The following is an 18,111-nucleotide window of genomic DNA, read 5'->3' on the forward strand; positions in this document are numbered from 1 at the left end:
ACGTGTCGCGCTTCTGGCAAATCTCTCCCCGGCCGGTCATCGCTCGCGAATGAGACTAGGTCAGTATTTCTTACATTCCGGTACTGTGCGGCTCGGCAAACCGATTTTGGCGAACACCGCGGGATCGTAGCCCAGCGTTTGGTTGACGTCCGGGATCACCTTCACGACCTTTGAGAACAGCGCGCCCTTGCCGTCGTCGACGACCTCGGTGACAAAGTTGGTGCCGATCGCCTGGCGGTTGGAGTCCAGCTTGATCTTGCCGTTGGGTGCGTCGATCTCGATCTTGGCAAGGGCCTCCTTGTACTTGGCCTGATTGTTGGAGAGATCGCCATTGACCTGGCGGAGCGCCTGGATCAGCGCCATGGTCGAGCCGTAATAGTTGGTGGCGAGCAGCGATGGGCTCGGGAAGCGCTTGTTGGGCGGGAAGGCGTCCTGATAGTCCTTCACGAACTTCTGCCAACTTGGGTTCTCCCAAGTGTCGGCCTGGCCGCTCGCGGCCAGCGTGCCGATCAGGGCATTCTTGGCGTTTCCCTTGGACGACAGGATGGTCTGGTCGATCATGATCGAGCCGCCCATCAGATGCGCCTTGCCGCCGGCCTGCTGGTACTGATTCAGGAAGTTGACGGCGTCGGCGCCGCCGAGGCCGAGATAGATTGCGTCGACGTCGTCGGGCAGTGCGGCGATGACCGAGGCAAAGTCCTTGGTGCCGAGCGGCACCCATTGCCGGTTGGTGACCTGTCCGCCGGCACCGCAGAACTCGAGCACGAGGCCGAACACCTGCGTATAGATGAAGGAGTAGTCTTCGCCGACGGTCGCGATCTTGCGATACTTCTTTTCGTCATAAGCATATTTGCCGAGGCCCACCTGCCACTGCGCACCGTCCATGTTGTAGCGGAAAAAGTTCGGAGCCGGATCGACATAGGTCGTTTCCTGGGCCCCGGAGGCGGCGTTGATGAAGGTCAGTTCGGGATGGGTCTTTGCAAAATTTTTGACCGCGATGCCTTCGTCACCAGAGAGCGGCGACAGCAGGATCTGTACCTTGTCCTGCTCGATCAGCTTGCGCACGGCTCGTACGGCGGAGTCCGGCGTCGCGTCGGTCGAGGCGATGACAAATTCGAGTTCCTTGTCGCCGACCTTCTTGCCGAGGACGTTGAGGGCCGTCTGGAAGCCGCGGATGCCGTCCTCGCCGAGTACGGTGTAGGTGCCTTCGAGCGTCGCGGTGACGCCGACCTTGATCTTCTCCTGTGCGAAGGCGGTGCCCGAAAGTAACAGGCTGCTCAACGCGATCAGTCCTAGACTGCCTTTCAACATTGCTCTCCTCCCTGGGCGTTCTTGTCACTGTTTTTCACCGCGCCTTGACGCGCCCGCCGCGCGGTGCGGCGTTCGGACAAGGCTAACGGTGCTTGAAACGGAGGCTAACCGAACTCCGATGCAGCGCACGTGCTGGAGCCGTGCGCGGCTTAACGGGCAGTCTCATTTTGAATGTTGCGTCGCGATTAACATCGCGGTGCAACAGGCGTCAGGCTTCCCGATTTGCACCCGCCAGCCGCATGGCGGCCGCGGACTGCCGCCGCTTGAATTGGATCGCTCGAATAGAGGAGAAATCAATCGTAGGCGTTGCGTCATTTCGCGGCGCGCGGCACTCGCTGGTTATACGTTGTGGCAGGCGATCGTCCGACCGTCCGCACCGACAAATCGAAGTTGTGGCACATCGACGAGACAGCGATCGCTGGCCATAGGGCAGCGGGGCGCATATGCACAGCCGTGCGGTCGCGTGAAGAGGCTTGGCGGTTCACCCATTTCGATCGCGCCCTGGATCCGTTTCGATGGATCGGGCTTCGGAATTGCCGCCACCAACGCGCGCGTATAGGGATGGAGCGGATGATCCAGGACCGTCCGCGTCCCGGCCTGCTCCACGATGCGGCCCATATACATGACAGCAACGCGGCTGCTGATCTGCCCGATCACGCCAAGGTCGTGCGAGATGAAGAGCATCGACAGTCTCAATTGGTCACGCAGATCCATCATCAGATTGAGCACTTGGGCCTGCACGGACACGTCGAGGGCCGAGACCGGCTCGTCGGCGACGATGATGCACGGCGTGGGAAGAATGGCGCGTGCGATTCCGACCCGTTGCCGTTGCCCGCCACTCAGTTCGTAGGGGTAGCGAGCGGCGAAAGACGGGTTCAACCCGACGGCCGTCAAGGTCGCAGCTATGGCCGCGCTGCGCTCGGCGCGGTTCTTGAAGAAGCCGCTGATGTCGGCCGCCTCCGCCACCGAATCTCCAATTGCGCGCCGCGGGTTGAGCGATGCATTGGGGTCCTGGAAAACCATCCGGACGCTCAGACGCATCTCGCGGAGGCCGGAGCCGCGGGCTCCGATCATTTCGGTTCCCTTCAAATTGAAGTTGCCGCTGTCGGGCTGGACCAGCCCGACGAGGGCTCGGCCCAGCGTGGTCTTGCCGCAGCCGGACTCGCCCACGATCCCGAGGACCTCGCCTTCGGCCAGCGACAGCGATACACCATCCACCGCCTGCACCCGGTATTTCCGACCGGCCCGCCTGGCACTGAACGAGACCATCATGTCCCGGACCTCGAGGATTACATTGCCGCTCATGGCAGCTCTCCGCCGGCCAGCGGAAACGCGCAGAGCACCTCGTGCCCTTGGGAAGCCTCCAGGCGGGGCGGGGTCGCCACGCGGCACTCATCGCGCACCGCTGCGCAACGCAAGGCAAACACGCAGCCAGCGGCGACCGAACCTGGCAGCGGCGGCTGACCAGAAATGGTCGGCAGCCGGCGCGCGCCGGAATTTCGCGACGGCATGCAATCCATCAGTCCGCGGGTGTAATGATGACGGGGTGCGCCGAACAGCGCATCGACTGAAGCGGTTTCCACGATCTGGCCGGCGTACATGACAGCGACACGATCGGCGAGCTGCGCAATGACTCCCATGTCGTGAGTGATGAACAATATCGCCATATCGAGCCGATTGCAGAGCTCGCGCAAGAGCCCGAGAATCTGAACCTGTATGGTGACATCCAGCGCAGTGGTCGGTTCGTCGGCGACCAGCACCTGTGGCCTGCAGGCCAGCGCAATCGCGATCATGACCCGCTGGCGTTGGCCTCCGGACAACTGATGGGGATACGCGGACAGCTGCATTTTGGGGTCCGGCATACGTACCAGTTCGAGCAGTTCGCGCGCACGGACCAGCGCCGCTGCGCCCGAAATTCCCTCATGCACGCGTACGGCTTCGGCGATCTGATCGCCGATCCGACGAACAGGGTTCAGTGAGGTCATCGGCTCCTGAAAGATCATTGCCATGCGGCCGTGGCCCGCTTCGACACGTTGCCAGGGCTGCAGCTGCGTTACGTCGCAGCCCTCCAACAGGACGCGCCCGGCCCGGACTCGGGGACCGGGCTGCGGCAGCAATCCCATGACCGCAAGCGAGGTCATGCTCTTTCCGCAGCCGGACTCGCCGACGAGGCCGAGGATTTCGCCCTTGGCCAAGCCGAAGGACACGCCCGCGACGATGTCGACCGGCGCGGTTTCCGGCCCCACTGACACCGTAAGGTCGCAAACTGTCAGCACGGCCTAACCCTTCTCACCAAAGACTTGACGGAACCGCGGATCGAGTCGATCGCGCAATGCATCGCCGACCAGGTTCAGAGAAAATGCCGTCGCCACGATCATCATGCCCGGGAAGAAGAGCAGCCACGGCGCGCGGGTGATGAAGGTCCGTGACTCCGCCAGCATATTGCCCCAGCTCGGAATGTCCGGAGGGGCGCCGAGGCCCAGGAAATCGAGTGAAGCCGCGCCGAGCTGCGCGAACGCGAAGACGAAGCTGGCCTGCACGAGAAGTGGCGAGACCAGGTTCGGCAAGATGTGCCGACTGATGAGCCATGCCGCTCCGGCGCCCATGCTGCGGGACGCCTCGACATAGGTTTCCGCGCGCAAGCGCAGCGTCAGTCCGTAGACGATGCGGGTCGTCGTCGTCATGTAGCCGATCCCAATGGCCAGAATGACGGTGGCCACACTCGGGCTCAAGATGACAATCAGGCCAAGTGCGAGAAGCAGAGTCGGGAAGGCCATCAGCACGTCGACCATGCGCATCAGCAGGTGACCCAGCCGCGGGAACAGTGCGGAAAGTACGCCGGCCGGAACGCCTGTCGCGAGAGCGAAGACGACCACGCCCGAGCCGATCAAAAGTGCCATGCGTGCTGAATGAATGGTGCGCGACAGGGTATCCCGGCCGAATTGGTCGGTGCCGAACCAGTGGGTCATGTTCGGGGGCGTCAGGCGGATCAGGGGATCGATGGCATACGGATCGTAAGGCGACAGCCAGGGTGCGAAGACCGCGGCGAGCACAGTCGCCAGAAGGACGCCGAGCCCGGCCAGCGCGATCGGGCGGGCGATGAACGGCTTGAGCCACAATGTCACGCTGTTGCTGCTCATTGAAGTTCAACCCGCGGATCGAGCAGACGATAGCTCAGATCGACGATCAGATTGATCAGGAGATAAACCACCACGATGACCAGGATGACGCCCTGGATCACAGGGTAGTCTCGGCGAAGGATCGACTGAACGACGAGGCGGCCGATGCCGGGCAGGGCAAACACGGTTTCGGTCACCACCGCCTCGGACAGCAGCGCGGCGAAGGTGAAGCCGAAGGCCGAGACGACCGCCAGGAGTGCATTGCGCCAGATGTGGCGGCGCACGACCTGCCACGGCCGGATTCCCTTTGCCCGCGCCGTGCGCACGTAGTCCTCCCGGGAGACGTCGAGCATGCTGGCGCGCGTCAGCCGCAGGATCAAAGCAGCATTCGGAGCCGCAAGCGCCAGGCTGGGGAGGACGAGATAGCGGAGATTGACGACACCGCCTTCGAAGATCGACGGATAGCCGGAGCTCGGAAACCAGCCGAGCCACGCGGCGAAGATCAGGATCAGATAGAGCCCGACCCAGAACGTGGGTATCGAGGCCATCAGCATCGCCCCACCGGACAATCCCTGATCGAGCCACGTGCCGTGCCGGACCGCCGCAATCATTCCGATCGGCACGCCGATGACGGCAACCCAGATCATCGTCATGGTGGCGAGCAAGGTGCTGGTCTCGGCGCCATCGGCAATCATCGACAGCACGGGCGCCTGGAAGAAGATCGACCGCCCGAGGTCGCCCTCGAGCACATGGCCGGCCCAAGTGAGATATTGCAGGATGATCGGCTGGTCGAGACCGAGCTGGTGTCGCAAGGCGTCGATCTGGTCGGGAGTCGCGGTATCACCGAGCAAAACATAGATCGGGTCACCCGGCACGATATGGATGAACGCGAAGATGATGATGGACGCTGCCAGCAGCGTCACCGCCGTCGTTCCTGCGCGCTTGAATGCGTAAGACCACATGTGATTGGGCGCCTGTCAGCGGCAACGATGCGCGCCGGCGCCGGCGCTCGACAGTCCTCGCGGCCTCATTGCCCGTCCTTATTTCGTGGACACATTCCAGAACACCGGACCGTTTGGGTTGAGCCCCTTGAGCTTGGGAGAAGCAATGTCGTAGGTGTAGGCATCGCCTACTTTCATCACCGGTACCTGCTCATAGATCAGCGACTGGATCTTGTCCCATGTCGACTTGCGCGCGGCTGGATCGGTCGTGTTGATCAACTCGGCCCGAAGCGAGCCGATCTCGGGGCTGTCCCACCAGCCGGGATAACTCGCATTCAGGAACGTGAGCAGCAGCGGGTCCGGCGCGAAGGAATGGTGCGTGACGAAGATGTCCCACTGTTCCGGCTGGCCGCGCATCTTCAGAAGGGTCGCCCAATCGACGACCATCATCTGAACATTGATTCCGGCGTCGGCCAGCTGACGGGTGAAGACGGAGGCTTCGTCATAGTGTGCCTGATAGTTCGTCGAGACCAGCAGGCGGATCGGCGTCCCCGTGTAGTCCGCCTCCTTTGCGAGCTCCTTGGCCTTCTTCGGATCGTGCGCACTATAATTTGAGGCGCCTTCCGTCGAGTACCAGGGGGTGCCATTGGGAAAGATCGATCCTTCGGCATTCCACAGGTCTTTGGGACCGAAGGCGACGCGCAGCGCCTGCGACTTGTCCAGCGCGGTCTGGATGGCGCGGCGGAGCTTGTAATTGTCCTTCAGGATTCCCTGCTTCGAGTTCATGAAGAAAAGGCCGAAGATCGGCGCGTTGGTACGCTGCACCTGGACCGATGGATCTTTGCTCAGGGACTCGTACAGATCGCCGGAGATCATTTCCGCATAGTCGTAGTCACCCGCCTGCACGCCGCTCACGCGCGTGCCGACGTCAGGCACCGGAATGAACCGGATCTTGTCGAAGCTCGCAACGCGGGCGCCGGCGAAGCCGTCACCCTTTTCCTTCACCGGCTTGTAGCCCTCGAACCTCTCCACCTCGACATAGCGGTTCGGCCGCCACTCCACGAACTTGTAGGGCCCGGTGCCGATATAGTCCTTCTGCTCGATCGGCCGGTTCCCCGCTTTGGCGGCTATGTCTTCCGGATAGATCGCAAGACCGCCATTGACGTCCGCAATGAGAGCCTTCCAGGCGCCGTTCGGCGCGGACAATTTCAGCGTGACTTCATACTTTCCGGTCGCCTCGACCGACGTAGCCGCCGCCATCAGGAGCTTGCCGCGTGCACCGAAACTGCCCCATCGCGTCATCGAGGCGACTACGTCCTTGGCGGTCATCTCCTTGCCGTTGTGGAAGAGGACTCCTTCGCGGAGCTTGATGACGATGGTCCGACCGCCGTCTTCCGTGCGATCGCTCTCGGCCAGCATCGGACGCGGCGTATAGGTCGAGTCTAGCGCATACAGGGTCTCGAAGATGTGGCGGCCGATGACCGATGCGACGTCGGCGGTCGTCAGCATGACATCGAGCGGCGGCGGTTCTCCGATGGTGGCTTCGCGTAGCAGGGTGGCGGCATTGGCCTGCGCAATCAAAAATGACGCGGTGGCCAGCCCCACGACGCCACGCATCAAGACACTTGGACCGTATCTCATGATCGCCCTCCCGCCTTGTTGAGCCGCCTGCTTCCCGGTGCAGGGATGTGCCTTTCAGCTGTTGGGCTGACGGCACGCTATTTCTTGTTTGAAAGTTACATACACAATTTGGCAATTATCAAGCAGAAAATGCTGTTATTGATGTGGCATGCCGATATACGTTTGGTCGATGCTGAAGGTTTCTTACGGCAGCTTCTTGCCAAGGGCGCAGGTTGATCTGACCTGGGAAAGGGCGGGCAATGGCGCGTGCAAAGCGAAATCACCCGGCGAGAGCCGTTGGTGCAGCAATCTCGAAGCCGCCCGGCGACGACAATGTCGTGGCCGGCGACATCATCTCCCTCATCAGGCAGAGCGCTCTAAGCCTCAGCCCGTCCGAGCAACGCGTTGCCACGGTGCTGCTGGCCGATATGGAGTTTGCCGTTCACGCCAGCAATTCCGAGTTGGCCCGTCGGGCGCGCGTCAGCGAGCCGACGGTAACCCGGTTCAGCCGCTCCGTCGGTTGCCGGGGCGTCCGCGACCTCAAGGTGAGGCTGGCTCAAGCAATGGCGGTCGGGCGGATTTACGTTGAGCTTCCCCCGCATGTCGGGACCGATCTGGCGCGCCCCGCGCTCTGGCGGTCGGTGTTTCAGGAAATTCGCCGTGCAATTGCCGCTGCCGAGGAGGGACTTCGCAAGGAGGACATCGAGCGGGCTGCCGAAGCTATCTCCCGCTGTTCGAAGCTTGCAGCGTTCGGGGTGGGGGGCGGTTCCACTCTTGCGGCGGCGGAGGTTCAGAACCGGTTCTTTCGTCTTGGGATTGCCGTCTCGCATGCCTCCGATCCGAGCTTGATGCGCATGATTGCCGCGACCTTCGGACGGGATGATGTCGTCGTTGCCATCTCGACCACCGGTGCAGCCAACGAGGTGATCGAGGCAGCCAGTATCGCCAAGCAATACGGCGCCTTGGTCATCGCAATTACCAAGCCGCAAAGCAGGCTGGCCTCGATCGCCGATATTGCGCTTGGCGTACACGTGCCCGAGGCGCCCGACGCGCTCAAGCCGACGGCGTCGCGCTATGCATTTCTCGCCACCATCGATCTGCTTGCGGCGTCAACTGCCTATTGCAAACCGCTCGAAGCCCAGGCGCGCATGCGGCGGATCAAATACGAGTTGCTGAAGGGGAGCGACGGGGACGCCAAAGGGCCGCTGGGAGACTGAGCGGGCAATTAGCCCACCGCCCGCCTCTCGGGATTATGTTCGCAATATGGCCTCGATCTCTTGCGCTGCTTCAAGCAGCGTGCGGTCTTGTCCGCGCGCGGCGATGACCTGAAGGCCGAATGGAAGTTCGCACCGATCCGTTCCGCACGGCAGCGAAATCGCCGGCAGACGAGCATGATTGACAAAGGGCGTTAACGCCGCGTGCGCGCGCGGGCTCGCCGCGCGGCCACCGATCATGTCGGGTCCGAGCTGGGTGAATGGCCAGGCGACACAGGGAACGGTTGGCGCCAGCAGCAGATCAACCTCGGTGAAGAATGCCGCGAAAGCATTGGCGATTGCGGCGCTTGCCAGCAGCGCACCGGCAACGTCGGCGCCCGACCACGACAGCCCTCGCTCGATCTGTCTGGCGATGTCAGGATCGAACACGGTCGGATCCTCGCGGAAGGCATCTCGATAGAGTGCGGCGAGGCCGGCCTGCTGAAGCGGCATGATAGCCTCTTCCGTCGCGCCCGCCGGCCAGACGGGATCGCGCTGCGCGATGCTGAGGCCAGCGGCGGAGAGACGCGCGATGGCGAAAGCGAGCCCTTCAGCGACAACATCGTCGACGGCGACGTCGAGCCCAAGGCGCGGCGAGAACGCGATGCGCAGACCGGCGATGTTTTTGGCCTCTTGAGCGATGCCGGCTGAATCCGGATCGCGCGGATCGACGCCGGCCATGGCCTCGAACGCCAGCGCGATATCGGCAACGTCAGTGGCGATCGGCGCGATGACGGAGAGGCCGAAAAACGGTTCGGCGAAGCCTGGCCCATAGGGGATCGCGCCATAGGACGGTTTGAACCCCGCGACGCCGACATGGGCCGGCGGCCTGCGGCTCGAGCCGCCCGCATCGGTGCCGATCGCTAGCGGCACGAGGCCGGCCGCAACCGCCGTGGCAGGGCCGCCCGACGAGCCGCCGGGCGTCAACGTGGGATCCAGCGGATGCCGCGTTGGCCCATACAGCGGCGAGGTGGTCACGCCCTTGCAGGCGAATTCCGACGTTGCGCCGATGCCGACGACGACGGCGCCGGCCTTGCGCAGCTGCTCGATCGCAATCGCATCCTGCGGCGCGACGAATTCGGCGAACAGGCGCGAGCCCTGTGTCACACGCCAGTCACGGACCCAGATGTTGTCCTTGACGACGACGGGGACACCGGCGAGCGGCATCGTCTCGCCGGCACGCAGGCGATCATCGACCGCTGCGGCGTCGGCAAGCGTACGCGCAGGAGCGGTCGTCACCACTGCGTTCAGCGCCTTGGCGGCCTCGATGCGCGCAAGCGCGGCCTTGGCGGTCTCGACCGCACTCGTTCGTCCGGCGGAGACGTCGGCCGCAATCTCGCACGCGCTACTTCTTCCCTTTGTCATGGCCTCCCCAGACCAGTGCCAATGTGCCGCAGAGGGCGAGGCAAGCCAAGGCGAAGAAGGCGGCACCGAGACTGGCTGCGCTGTCCAGGAAGGACACCAGCGCCGGTGCTGCCAAGAGGCCGGCGTAGGATGCGGTCAGCACCGCGCCGGTGGTTTCGCCAATCCTGTCCTGCGGGGCGAGGCGTGCGATCTCGGCGACGAAGACACCGTTCCACCCGGAGGCCGTCAGGCCGAACAGAGTTGCAATCGCGAACTGGCCGGTCCGCCCGAGCGATACGCCATCGAGACCCAGCAGCGCGGCGCAGAACGTCATACCGAGGCCGATGACGACGAGAACTCCGCGCGAGGCATTGAGGCGCGTTGCGACGAAGCCCCAGCCGAGCCGGCCGATCAGGCCGCCGGCCTGGGCGCAGGCAAGCGCCATGCCGGCCTCGACATGGCTGAGGCCGAGCTCGCGGGTGCCGAGCGTGACGAAGACCGTATTGAGCGACACCTGCATCGCGCTGAAGGGCATCGAGGCCAGCGCCAGCATTGCGATGCGCCGGTCCGCGATCACCAGTGCCAGCCGCGTGCGAAGGCTAAGCTCCGGCAGTGGCACGACCTTGACGGCGTAGGCGGGCCGCAGGCGCTCGAACCACGCTATCGCCAGCAGCGCACAGGCGCCCACGGCGGCATAGCACCAGGCGGGCCCGAGCGAGATTGCGATCGCGGGCAGAACCAGCGAGCCGCAGACGGCGCCGATCTGGTTTCCGGTCTGGCGAACCGAGAACACGAACGCGCGCCGCTCGGCCGTCACGAGCCGCGCCAGCAGCACCGCGCTTGCGGGCGTCTCCGGTCCGAAGGCGAGGCCAAGACAGAGGCCGGCTGCGAGCAGGGCCGCCGTCGAGCCGAGCGAAGCCAGCGCCATGCTGGCGATGATCGCCGCCGCGCAGAGGCTCGCGATCCGCATCGAGCCCAGGCGGGCGATGAAGCCGCCGCCCCAGAACGAGGCGGGAATGCCGACCGCGAACACGGCGCAGGAGAACATCGAGAGCTGCCAGACCTCGATATGGGCGCGCGGTGCCACCACGCCCGGCGCGAACAGAGCCAGAGCCACCAGCGCCTGCAATGAGGTCGTGGCGCCAAGCGCGGGCAGCAATGCGGGCGCTGGTCGAACGGCCGTGTTTGCGTCTACCATGGTGCAGCGCTCTCGGGGGGAACATTGTGGCAGGTGGCATTTCCATTCACGCGGTCGATGTGGCGAGCGGACGCCCGGCGCAGGGTCTGCGCGTCGAGATCTGGCGGATCGATCCGGACTCGCTGCGCGTCGCCGACGGACGGCTTGGTGTCAACGGCGTGCTCGATCATCCCGTTGCGCAGGGGGCGGGCGTGACGGCGGGCGAGTATGAGGTCCTGTTTCATCTCGGCGAGTTCTTTGGCGAGCGCGACGGGTTTCTCACGGTGACGCCGTTCCGCTTTCGCATCAAGAATGTTGACGAGCATTTTCACCTGCCGCTGAAATTCACGCGCTGGGGCTATTCGCTGTTCCGCGGCGCCTGATCAGTTGGTCAGCCGCCGCGATAACCCCGTGACGCGCTCCATAATCGCGACCAACGCGACGGTTGCAATGATCAGCACGCCCGACAGCGCGGCGATGGTGACGTCGAGCTTGCCCTCGAGGTCCTGCCACATCCGGATCGGCAGCATGTCGGTGGCGGCATCACGCAGGAACAGCGACACCGGCACGTTGTCGAAGGACGACATGAAGGCGATGAAGGCGCCCGCGATGATGCCCGGCCGGATCAGCGGCAGCACGATGCGCCGGAACGTGTAGATGCGGCCGGCGCCCAGCACGGCCGAGCTCTCCAGCAGGGTCGGCTCCAGCTGGGCAAGCGCCGCAATCGTATTGCGCACGACATAGGGCACGCAGACCACGGTGTGGCCGATTACCAGCGTCAACGGCGACACCGGCAGGCCGACCAGCGAGAACAGCATCAACGCGGCAAGGCCAAAGGCCAGCGCCGGCAGAACCAGCGGCGACATGAAGAGGGAATCGAGCAGCCGCGCCGACAGCGTCGGTGAGCGCGAGATCGCGAGCGCGGCGGCAACGCCGAGCACCACGGACAGGCCCGTCGCCCACAGTGCCACGATGAGGCTGTTCTTGGCTGCGAAGTGCAGCTGCCAGGCGTTCCACAATTCGGCGTACCAGCGCAGCGAATAGCCCGGCGGCGGAAAACGCAGCGAGAAGCCGCTGGTGAACGAGACGATCAGCACCACCAGCGACGGCGCGATGATGATGATCAGCGCAATCGCGGCGATCAGGCTCATGACCAGCTCGAAACTGAACGCCTCCAGGGTGCGCTTGCGCCCGCTCATCACGCACCTCCATAGCCGCGCGACAGGCGGCCGAGCGTGGTGAAGACGGAGACGACCGCGAGCACCGCGAGCAAAAAGATGATCGAGATTGCGGAGGCAAACGGCCAGTTCTGCAGGGTCGAAGCCTGCTGGTAAAGATACATCGGCATGAACAGCATCTGTCCGCCGCCGATCAGCGACTGGGTGATGAAGGCCGTGATCGCGGCGGCATAGGTCAGCGTGCAGCCGGCGATCACGCCGGGCAGCGACAGCGGCAGCACGATCCGGAAGAACGTGCGCCAGCTTCCAGCGCCGAGCGAGCAGGAGGCGTCGTCGAGATTGGAATCGATCCGGCCGAGCGCGGTGATCAGCGGCAGCGTCATCAGCGGCATCTGCACCTGCGCCAGCGCGAGGACGACGCCGAACTGGGTGTAGAGCAGTTTCAGGGGCGTCTCGATGATGCCGAGCGATTGCAGCGTCGCGTTGATGATGCCCTGGCGGCCCAGGATGACGATCCAGGCGAAGGTACGGACCACGACGCTGGTCAAAAGCGGCAGCAGCACGATCAGGATGATGATGGTCTGAAGCCGCGGCCCGACCCGCTGGTAAAGCCAGGCGATGGGAAAGCCGAGCACGAGGCAGACGGCCGTCACCTCGGCCCCAAGCAGCAGCGTCGAGCCGAGCACGCTGAGGCTGAAGGGATCGGTGAGGAAGTGCAGATACTGGCCGAGTCCCCAATGGAGCGCGGCCGTGTCGTTGTGCAACGAGAGCCACAGTAATTGCAGCAGCGGCGCCACTAAGAACACTAGGAAGAACAGCGCCAGCGGCGCTGCCAATCCCATCCCGTAGGACGTGACGTCTCGTGATGCCGGTGCTGTGCCCATCATGAGTCCTTGAAGCTCTAGATCTTGATCTCGCGGTTGAAACGCTCGATCCAGGCCGAGCGCTGCTCGTTGATCTTCTTCCAGTCCTGGAACACGAATTTCTGCTTCAGCTCGGCCGTGTCCTTGGCGAGCACGCGCGCGATCTCGCCGCCCATCGCCACCTTGGAATTGGTCGGCACGATCAGGTAGGGCGGGTTCATCAGCGTGGTCTGCACTTCCGGGGTCAACGACGCCTCGATCAGCTTGAAGGCGAGCTCGCGGTTGGGCGAGTTCTTGACGATGTGGATCGTGGTCTTGAAGGCGATGGCACCTTCCTTCGGGGCCACGAACTCGACCGGCACGCCGCGCGCTTTCAGGATCTGGATGGCGTTGAAATTGCCGGGCGAGATATCGATCTGGCCCTGCTGGAACAGGGTGGCGAGCGCGCCGGGATTGGCGGCGACCGCGGCGAGGTTGGGCTTCAGCTCCTCGATCGCCTTGAAGCCGGGATCGACATTGGCTTCCGAACCGCCGCGCATCTTGGCGATCTCGACCAGCCAGCCGGTGCCGAGCGTCGAGTTAAGGTTGGTGATGCCAACGCGGCCCTTGAACTCGGGCTTCCACAGATCGGCCCAGGAGGTCGGCGGCGTCTTGACGGCTTCCGGATTGTAGGTGAGGCCGACGACCTGAAAGAAGGGGGCAGGGCCCATCGGCTCCTGGGCCTCGGCGATCAGGTCCTTGTAATAGGCGCTCTTCTCGACGGGGTATGGCTCGACCAGATCCTGGCCGATTGCGACCAGGGCCGGGCCGGGATCGTGCAGCATGACGTCAATCGGCGGATTGGCCTTGGCGGCGTTCACCTTGGCGATCTGGTCGACCGAGAGCATGGGGTCGAGCACCATCGCGGCATCGGCGTTCGCCTTGCGAAAGGCCGGCACCAGCACGGCCTTGTGCGCCTCCTCCCAGCTTCCGGTGAAGGTCGCAAACACCAGCGGGCGGGCCTGGGCGTAGCTCAGTCCGGGAAACGCCTTCATGGCGCCGAGTGTGAGTGCGGTCGTCATCAGGCTTCGGCGGTTCATGATCATGGTCGAACTCCCTCTGGACAAAAACTGAATTCAAAGCGTTGCAGGAAAAGCGTTTGCGAGCGACGGGGCGAGCGGCGCGAGGCGCACCGCGGCGCCGCTCTCCAGGGTGCGCGTCTCGCCGATGCGCGCCTGGGAGATCTTGACGCCGGAGCCGTCCGCGGTGGTGACCTCGTGGACGACGGTGGCTCCTAACGGCAGCGACATGCCGACCACGCCGGCAAAGCCGGTCTCGTCGCCAACGAATTGCAGATGCTCGGGGCGTATGCACACGGTGACGCGGCCGCCCTCGGTGAGAGCGCCGCCGGCGGGACGCGCAATGATTTCCGCGCCGGCATCGAGGCGGACTTTTGCGGCCGTGCGGTCTGCCGAGACGACCACGCCGGGCATGCGGTTGCTGGCGCCGACGAACGTGTTGACGAACAGGGTCTGCGGCCGGTCGTAGACGTCCGACGGCGACCCGAACTGCTCGAGCTTGCCGTGGCTCAGGACGGCGACGCGGTCGGCCATCGACAGCGCTTCTTCCTGGTCGTGGGTCACGATCAGCGTGGTGATGCCGGAGACGCGCTGGAGCCGCTTGACCTCGATCTGCATGTCGAGCCGCAGATTCTTGTCGAGCGCGGCAAAGGGCTCGTCGAGCAACAGGATTGACGGCTTGATCGCGAGCGCGCGGGCCAGCGCGACGCGCTGCTGCTGGCCGCCGGAGAGCTGCCGTGGCAACCGTTCCGACATGGTCGGCAGCTGCACCAGATCCAGCAAGCGCTGTGCTTCGCGCTGGCGGGTCGCCTTGTCGATCCCGCGCGCGGCAAGCCCATAAGCGACGTTCTCGCTGATGCTGAGATGGGGGAATAGTGCGTAGTTCTGGAACACGATGCCGACCGCGCGGCGGTTCGGCGGTAGCGCGTCGACGATGTCGTCGCCGATGATGATCCGCCCCTGCGTCTGCGCGATGAAGCCGGCGATGATGCGCAGCAGGGTAGTCTTGCCGCAGCCGGAGGGGCCGAGCAGGGCGATGATCTCGCCCCCTTTGATGTTGAGATTGATGTTCTCGACCGCGAGCGCGCCGCTCGGATAGCGGTGGGTGACGGCGTCGACCACGAGCGATCGGCCGCCTTGCGCTTCAGCCATGGTGTTGCCTCCCGTTGCCCCGGAGTAGAAAGCAAGTCTCATGCCCGCACCGGTCGCTTTTCGCCGCGAGGTTTGGCATGGTGGGGTGATGACGTCGGATCGATCGGTTTGCGACCTCACTGCCACGGCCCTCGCACGCGCCCTCGCGAAGGGCGAACTCTCCTCGCGCGACGCGGTCGAGGCGCATCTGGCGCGGATCGCGAGTCTTGATAGCCAATTGGCGGCCTTCGTGACTGTCGATGCGGAGGGGGCCCGCCGTGCCGCTGATATCTGCGACGCCGCGCCAACGCGGGTCGGCCCGCTGCATGGGGTGCCCATAGGGATCAAGGACCTCACCGACACTGCGGGGGTTGCGACCACGTACGGATCGGCTCTGTTCCGCGATCATATTCCGGCCGAAGACGATCTCGTGGTCGCGCGATTGCGGCGCGCTGGCGCGATCATTCTGGGAAAGACCAACACACCCGAATTCGGCTTCGGCGCGGTCTGTACCAACAAATTGTGCGGGCCGACGCGCAATCCGTTCGATCCGGTACTGACTTCGGGTGGATCTTCCGGTGGCTCCGCGGTTGCGGTCGCGGCCGGCATGGTGCCGTTGGCCCATGGCACCGATTTCGGTGGCTCCGTGCGCACGCCCGCAAGTTTTTGCGACGTCGCCTCGATCCGGCCGACGCCCGGTCGCATCCCGGCGCCGCATCGCTCCCTCGGCTGGGACATGCTCGCCACCCACGGTTTTCTCGCCCGCGGCGTCGACGATCTCGAGCTTGCGCTGTCGATCTGTGGGGGAGGCGATGTGCACGACCCACTCTCGATCGGTGTCGTCAATGAGGATCGGCCGGTTGCAGTGCGTCCCCGGATCGCAGCGACGCCCGATTTCGGGATCGCGGCCGTCGCGCGCGATGTCCGTGCACGTTTCGCCGCGGCCTGCGAGGCGCTCGGAGCCGTGGCCGATGTGGTGCCGTCCGCGCCCGATTGCGGCGGTGCGATCGAGGCATTTCGGACGCTGCGCGCCGCGCACATCGCCAACGGCTATGGCGAGCTGCTGAAGTCGCGCCGCGCCGAGCTGACGCCCACCGTGATCTGGAATATCGAGGCGGGCGCAAAGCTCTCCGCGGAGGACTATCTCAATGCCGAGCGTCGCCGCACCGCGATCTATCGCAGCTTTCGCGAGCTGTTCAGCCGCGCCGATTTCCTGGTAGCGCCGGCGGCGTCCGTTTTGCCCTGGCCGAATGAGATCAGCGACGTCACCACGATCGATGGCGCGGCGCTGGAGACGCCGATCGATTATCTCGCCGTCACCTTCATCGTGTCGCTGGTCGGTTTCCCGGTGCTGACCCTGCCGGCCCCCCGAGCGGAGAACGAGCTGCCGTTCGGTATCCAGATCATTGCACCGCCGGGATGCGAATCCCGCCTGTTTGCCTTCGGCCGTACGATTGAGAACAAGCTTGGTTTTTCGCATCGCTGGCCGCAGCTCCCCTAGTTATCGCGATGCTCGAGCCGGGCGGCGAGCGCATCGGCAAGACCAAGGGTGGGTTTGGCGGCGGGCCGGCGGTACGTGCCTGCGGTTGCCTTGCGCAGGCGAAGCGCGACCAGGGCCTCGGCCTGCTTCACCGACGCGATGACTTGATCGACGACTGGGACGGGGATCCGGTCGGCCACGCGCTCGGCGAGGCCCGAGAGCGGCGCACCTGCAAAAATCAAGACGTCCGCGTCGTCCTCCACGATCGCGCGCCTGGCGAGATCGACCAGCACATCCTCCTTCTCGGTGCCGACCTCGGAGATCGCCTGGAACGGCGTATCGAGCATGCGGATGCCGGCGCAGCGCTCCCACAGCCCGTGGGCGCGGACGCATTCCTCGTACCAGGGGCCGAGCGCCTGGGCGAAGGTGACGATGGCGAAACGCCGTCCGGCCATGCAGGCGGTCAGCATCGCCGCTTCCGCCATGCCGACCACGGGAATGTCGAAGGTTTCGCGCGCGGCGAACAGGCCGGGGTCGCCGAAGGCGGCGATGATCGCGGCGTCGACCTTGCGATGCTGCCCGGCCAGCATCTCCAGCGCAATGGCACCGCCGATCTGTGCCTCGGTGCGTGTCGAGATATAGGGCACGCCGCGGGTCGCGGTGCAGGGGATCAGCTCGGTCCCGGGCGCAGCCGCGCGCTGCCCGACATCCGTCATCAACTGGGTGACTGCGGTGCTGGTGTTCGGGTTGAGCAGCAGCAGCTTCATGATTGCGCCGCCGTCTGCTTGGCTTGAGAGGCCGCGATGACTTCGAGCAGCGCCGTGCCGGTGCGCCGAACATGGGCGCCGAGCAGGCGTCCTGCGGTTTCGCTATCGCGCGCCTCGAGCGCGGCAAGGACGCCGGCGTGCTCGTCGACCGAATTGCTCCAGCGCCGGTCGGCGCCGAGCGCGAGGTAACGCGCGCGCTCGGCGCGGGAGATTAGCGTCACGTGCGCCTCGCGCAGCGGCGTGTTGCGCGCCATGCGGACGATGGTGTCGTGGATCTCGCCGTTGATGGCGAAGTACTCGTCGAGCTTGCCGTTGCGATGATGACCTTCCATGCGGGTCTGAAGCGTGCGCAGGCGGGCGAGATCGCGCTCGGTGGCGCGCTCGGCGGCGAGCTCGGCGGCCAGCCGCTCGATGCCGGCCAGCGCCTCGAACAATTCCGAGATGCCGTCGACGGCGAGGTCGGCGATGCGCGGGCTGCGGTTGGGGCGGAGCTCAATCAATCCCTCGGCCGCGAGCACTTTCATCGCCTCGCGCAGCGGAGTGCGCGATACGCCCAGCTCCTTCGACAGCCTGGTTTCCTGGGTCTGCGATCCCGGCGGCAGCTCGCCGCGAATGATCATCGTCCGCATCCGCGCGGCGGCGCGCTCATGCAGGCCCATCCGTTTGAGTTTGGGCGACTTTCGGCCCGGGTTGGGTTCGGATTTTTGCGGCACGCCGGCCTTCCTGCTGACGTGCGATCGTAGCTAATTTCCTTCACGTGAGGTGCCCAAGTAGAAGACGTATGTGGCTCAAAACACGTGCATATCGAATAAATTGTATGCAGCATGCAGATTGCGGGTTGCGTGGACCGATGCGGACGCGGATGATCC

At 64.7% G+C, this 18,111-nt stretch carries 18 protein-coding genes; 4 read left to right on the forward strand and 14 right to left on the reverse strand.

Annotated elements, in window-relative coordinates; translation table 11 throughout:
• Positions 1 to 60: 60 nt before the first annotated feature.
• From AC0L3B_RS29255 to AC0L3B_RS29280, 6 genes are all read right to left on the reverse strand, one after another.
• Positions 61 to 1,311 carry an ABC transporter substrate-binding protein gene (locus tag AC0L3B_RS29255; protein ID WP_026233649.1) on the reverse strand — a complete coding sequence of 417 codons (1,251 nt, stop codon included), beginning with the start codon at positions 1,309 to 1,311 and terminating at the stop codon, positions 61 to 63.
• A 339-nt stretch (positions 1,312 to 1,650) separates the two neighbouring features.
• On the reverse strand, positions 1,651 to 2,583 hold the full coding sequence (locus tag AC0L3B_RS29260; RefSeq protein WP_247363395.1) for an ABC transporter ATP-binding protein: 933 nt from the start codon (positions 2,581 to 2,583) through the stop codon (positions 1,651 to 1,653).
• Between the two features lie 29 nt (positions 2,584 to 2,612).
• Complete coding sequence (locus tag AC0L3B_RS29265) at positions 2,613 to 3,587, reverse strand: ABC transporter ATP-binding protein (protein WP_026233650.1); 975 nt, start codon at positions 3,585 to 3,587, stop codon at positions 2,613 to 2,615.
• 3 nt (positions 3,588 to 3,590) lie between these two features.
• The gene (locus AC0L3B_RS29270) at positions 3,591 to 4,451 is read right to left on the reverse strand and encodes an ABC transporter permease (RefSeq protein WP_018458745.1); all 861 of its coding nucleotides are present in this window, start codon (positions 4,449 to 4,451) and stop codon (positions 3,591 to 3,593) included.
• Positions 4,448 to 5,392, reverse strand: coding sequence for an ABC transporter permease (locus tag AC0L3B_RS29275; RefSeq protein WP_018458746.1), 945 nt, complete (start codon positions 5,390 to 5,392; stop codon positions 4,448 to 4,450). The genes AC0L3B_RS29270 and AC0L3B_RS29275 overlap by 4 nt, the downstream gene beginning before the upstream one ends.
• A gap of 78 nt (positions 5,393 to 5,470) precedes the next feature.
• A complete protein-coding gene (locus AC0L3B_RS29280; protein ID WP_026233651.1) occupies positions 5,471 to 7,012 on the reverse strand; it encodes an ABC transporter substrate-binding protein in 1,542 nt (513 codons plus the stop codon).
• Between the two features lie 15 nt (positions 7,013 to 7,027).
• Here AC0L3B_RS29280 and AC0L3B_RS29285 point away from each other — a divergent pair, with 15 nt between their 5' ends.
• Together AC0L3B_RS29285 and AC0L3B_RS29290 are read left to right on the forward strand one after the other, a co-directional pair.
• Positions 7,028 to 7,228 (forward strand): hypothetical protein, encoded by a 201-nt coding sequence (locus AC0L3B_RS29285; protein ID WP_473381491.1) that lies wholly within the window; start codon positions 7,028 to 7,030, stop codon positions 7,226 to 7,228.
• 23 nt (positions 7,229 to 7,251) lie between these two features.
• Positions 7,252 to 8,208 carry a MurR/RpiR family transcriptional regulator gene (locus AC0L3B_RS29290; protein ID WP_018458748.1) on the forward strand — a complete coding sequence of 319 codons (957 nt, stop codon included), beginning with the start codon at positions 7,252 to 7,254 and terminating at the stop codon, positions 8,206 to 8,208.
• Between the two features lie 33 nt (positions 8,209 to 8,241).
• Here AC0L3B_RS29290 and AC0L3B_RS29295 read toward each other — a convergent pair whose 3' ends face one another.
• Both AC0L3B_RS29295 and AC0L3B_RS29300 read right to left on the reverse strand, forming a co-directional pair.
• The gene (locus AC0L3B_RS29295) at positions 8,242 to 9,609 is read right to left on the reverse strand and encodes an amidase (protein WP_018458749.1); all 1,368 of its coding nucleotides are present in this window, start codon (positions 9,607 to 9,609) and stop codon (positions 8,242 to 8,244) included.
• Positions 9,590 to 10,786, reverse strand: a complete 1,197-nt coding sequence (locus AC0L3B_RS29300; protein WP_026233652.1) for an MFS transporter — start codon at positions 10,784 to 10,786, stop codon at positions 9,590 to 9,592. The genes AC0L3B_RS29295 and AC0L3B_RS29300 overlap by 20 nt, the downstream gene beginning before the upstream one ends.
• Before the next feature lie 26 nt (positions 10,787 to 10,812).
• Here AC0L3B_RS29300 and AC0L3B_RS29305 point away from each other — a divergent pair, with 26 nt between their 5' ends.
• Positions 10,813 to 11,148 carry a hydroxyisourate hydrolase gene (locus tag AC0L3B_RS29305; RefSeq protein WP_026233653.1) on the forward strand — a complete coding sequence of 112 codons (336 nt, stop codon included), beginning with the start codon at positions 10,813 to 10,815 and terminating at the stop codon, positions 11,146 to 11,148.
• Here AC0L3B_RS29305 and AC0L3B_RS29310 read toward each other — a convergent pair whose 3' ends face one another.
• The 4 genes from AC0L3B_RS29310 to AC0L3B_RS29325 are packed head-to-tail and all read right to left on the reverse strand — an operon-like array spanning position 11,149 to position 15,016.
• On the reverse strand, positions 11,149 to 11,964 hold the full coding sequence (locus AC0L3B_RS29310) for an ABC transporter permease (RefSeq protein WP_018458752.1): 816 nt from the start codon (positions 11,962 to 11,964) through the stop codon (positions 11,149 to 11,151).
• Positions 11,964 to 12,827 (reverse strand): ABC transporter permease, encoded by an 864-nt coding sequence (locus AC0L3B_RS29315; RefSeq protein WP_026233654.1) that lies wholly within the window; start codon positions 12,825 to 12,827, stop codon positions 11,964 to 11,966. The genes AC0L3B_RS29310 and AC0L3B_RS29315 overlap by 1 nt, the downstream gene beginning before the upstream one ends.
• A gap of 17 nt (positions 12,828 to 12,844) precedes the next feature.
• Positions 12,845 to 13,891: an ABC transporter substrate-binding protein gene (locus AC0L3B_RS29320; RefSeq protein WP_007608710.1), complete on the reverse strand. Its 1,047-nt coding sequence runs from the start codon at positions 13,889 to 13,891 to the stop codon at positions 12,845 to 12,847.
• Between the two features lie 30 nt (positions 13,892 to 13,921).
• Positions 13,922 to 15,016, reverse strand: coding sequence for an ABC transporter ATP-binding protein (locus tag AC0L3B_RS29325; RefSeq protein ID WP_018458754.1), 1,095 nt, complete (start codon positions 15,014 to 15,016; stop codon positions 13,922 to 13,924).
• An 88-nt stretch (positions 15,017 to 15,104) separates the two neighbouring features.
• Between AC0L3B_RS29325 and AC0L3B_RS29330 the strand changes: the two genes are divergently transcribed.
• The gene (locus tag AC0L3B_RS29330; RefSeq protein WP_473381492.1) at positions 15,105 to 16,496 is read left to right on the forward strand and encodes an amidase; all 1,392 of its coding nucleotides are present in this window, start codon (positions 15,105 to 15,107) and stop codon (positions 16,494 to 16,496) included.
• Here AC0L3B_RS29330 and AC0L3B_RS29335 read toward each other — a convergent pair.
• Positions 16,493 to 17,242: an aspartate/glutamate racemase family protein gene (locus AC0L3B_RS29335; RefSeq protein WP_018458756.1), complete on the reverse strand. Its 750-nt coding sequence runs from the start codon at positions 17,240 to 17,242 to the stop codon at positions 16,493 to 16,495. The genes AC0L3B_RS29330 and AC0L3B_RS29335 overlap by 4 nt on opposite strands.
• Positions 17,239 to 17,955 (reverse strand): GntR family transcriptional regulator, encoded by a 717-nt coding sequence (locus AC0L3B_RS29340; RefSeq protein WP_018458757.1) that lies wholly within the window; start codon positions 17,953 to 17,955, stop codon positions 17,239 to 17,241. Before AC0L3B_RS29340 ends, AC0L3B_RS29335 begins: the two co-directional genes overlap by 4 nt.
• Positions 17,956 to 18,111: the final 156 nt, after the last annotated feature.

Source organism: Bradyrhizobium sp. Kon56 (genome assembly GCF_055807635.1).

Bases quoted from the DNA above. Each gene is read 5' to 3' on its own strand.
- AC0L3B_RS29255 (WP_026233649.1), bottom strand. From the start codon at position 1,311: ATGTTGAAAGGCAGTCTAGGACTGATCGCGTTGAGCAGCCTGTTACTT.
- AC0L3B_RS29260 (WP_247363395.1), bottom strand. From the start codon at position 2,583: ATGATGGTCTCGTTCAGTGCCAGGCGGGCCGGTCGGAAATACCGGGTG.
- AC0L3B_RS29270 (WP_018458745.1), bottom strand. From the start codon at position 4,451: ATGAGCAGCAACAGCGTGACATTGTGGCTCAAGCCGTTCATCGCCCGC.
- AC0L3B_RS29275 (WP_018458746.1), bottom strand. From the start codon at position 5,392: ATGTGGTCTTACGCATTCAAGCGCGCAGGAACGACGGCGGTGACGCTG.
- AC0L3B_RS29280 (WP_026233651.1), bottom strand. From the start codon at position 7,012: ATGAGATACGGTCCAAGTGTCTTGATGCGTGGCGTCGTGGGGCTGGCC.
- AC0L3B_RS29290 (WP_018458748.1), top strand. From the start codon at position 7,252: ATGGCGCGTGCAAAGCGAAATCACCCGGCGAGAGCCGTTGGTGCAGCA.
- AC0L3B_RS29295 (WP_018458749.1), bottom strand. From the start codon at position 9,609: ATGACAAAGGGAAGAAGTAGCGCGTGCGAGATTGCGGCCGACGTCTCC.
- AC0L3B_RS29300 (WP_026233652.1), bottom strand. From the start codon at position 10,786: ATGGTAGACGCAAACACGGCCGTTCGACCAGCGCCCGCATTGCTGCCC.
- AC0L3B_RS29310 (WP_018458752.1), bottom strand. From the start codon at position 11,964: ATGAGCGGGCGCAAGCGCACCCTGGAGGCGTTCAGTTTCGAGCTGGTC.
- AC0L3B_RS29315 (WP_026233654.1), bottom strand. From the start codon at position 12,827: ATGGGCACAGCACCGGCATCACGAGACGTCACGTCCTACGGGATGGGA.
- AC0L3B_RS29320 (WP_007608710.1), bottom strand. From the start codon at position 13,891: ATGATCATGAACCGCCGAAGCCTGATGACGACCGCACTCACACTCGGC.
- AC0L3B_RS29325 (WP_018458754.1), bottom strand. From the start codon at position 15,016: ATGGCTGAAGCGCAAGGCGGCCGATCGCTCGTGGTCGACGCCGTCACC.
- AC0L3B_RS29330 (WP_473381492.1), top strand. From the start codon at position 15,105: ATGACGTCGGATCGATCGGTTTGCGACCTCACTGCCACGGCCCTCGCA.
- AC0L3B_RS29335 (WP_018458756.1), bottom strand. From the start codon at position 17,242: ATGAAGCTGCTGCTGCTCAACCCGAACACCAGCACCGCAGTCACCCAG.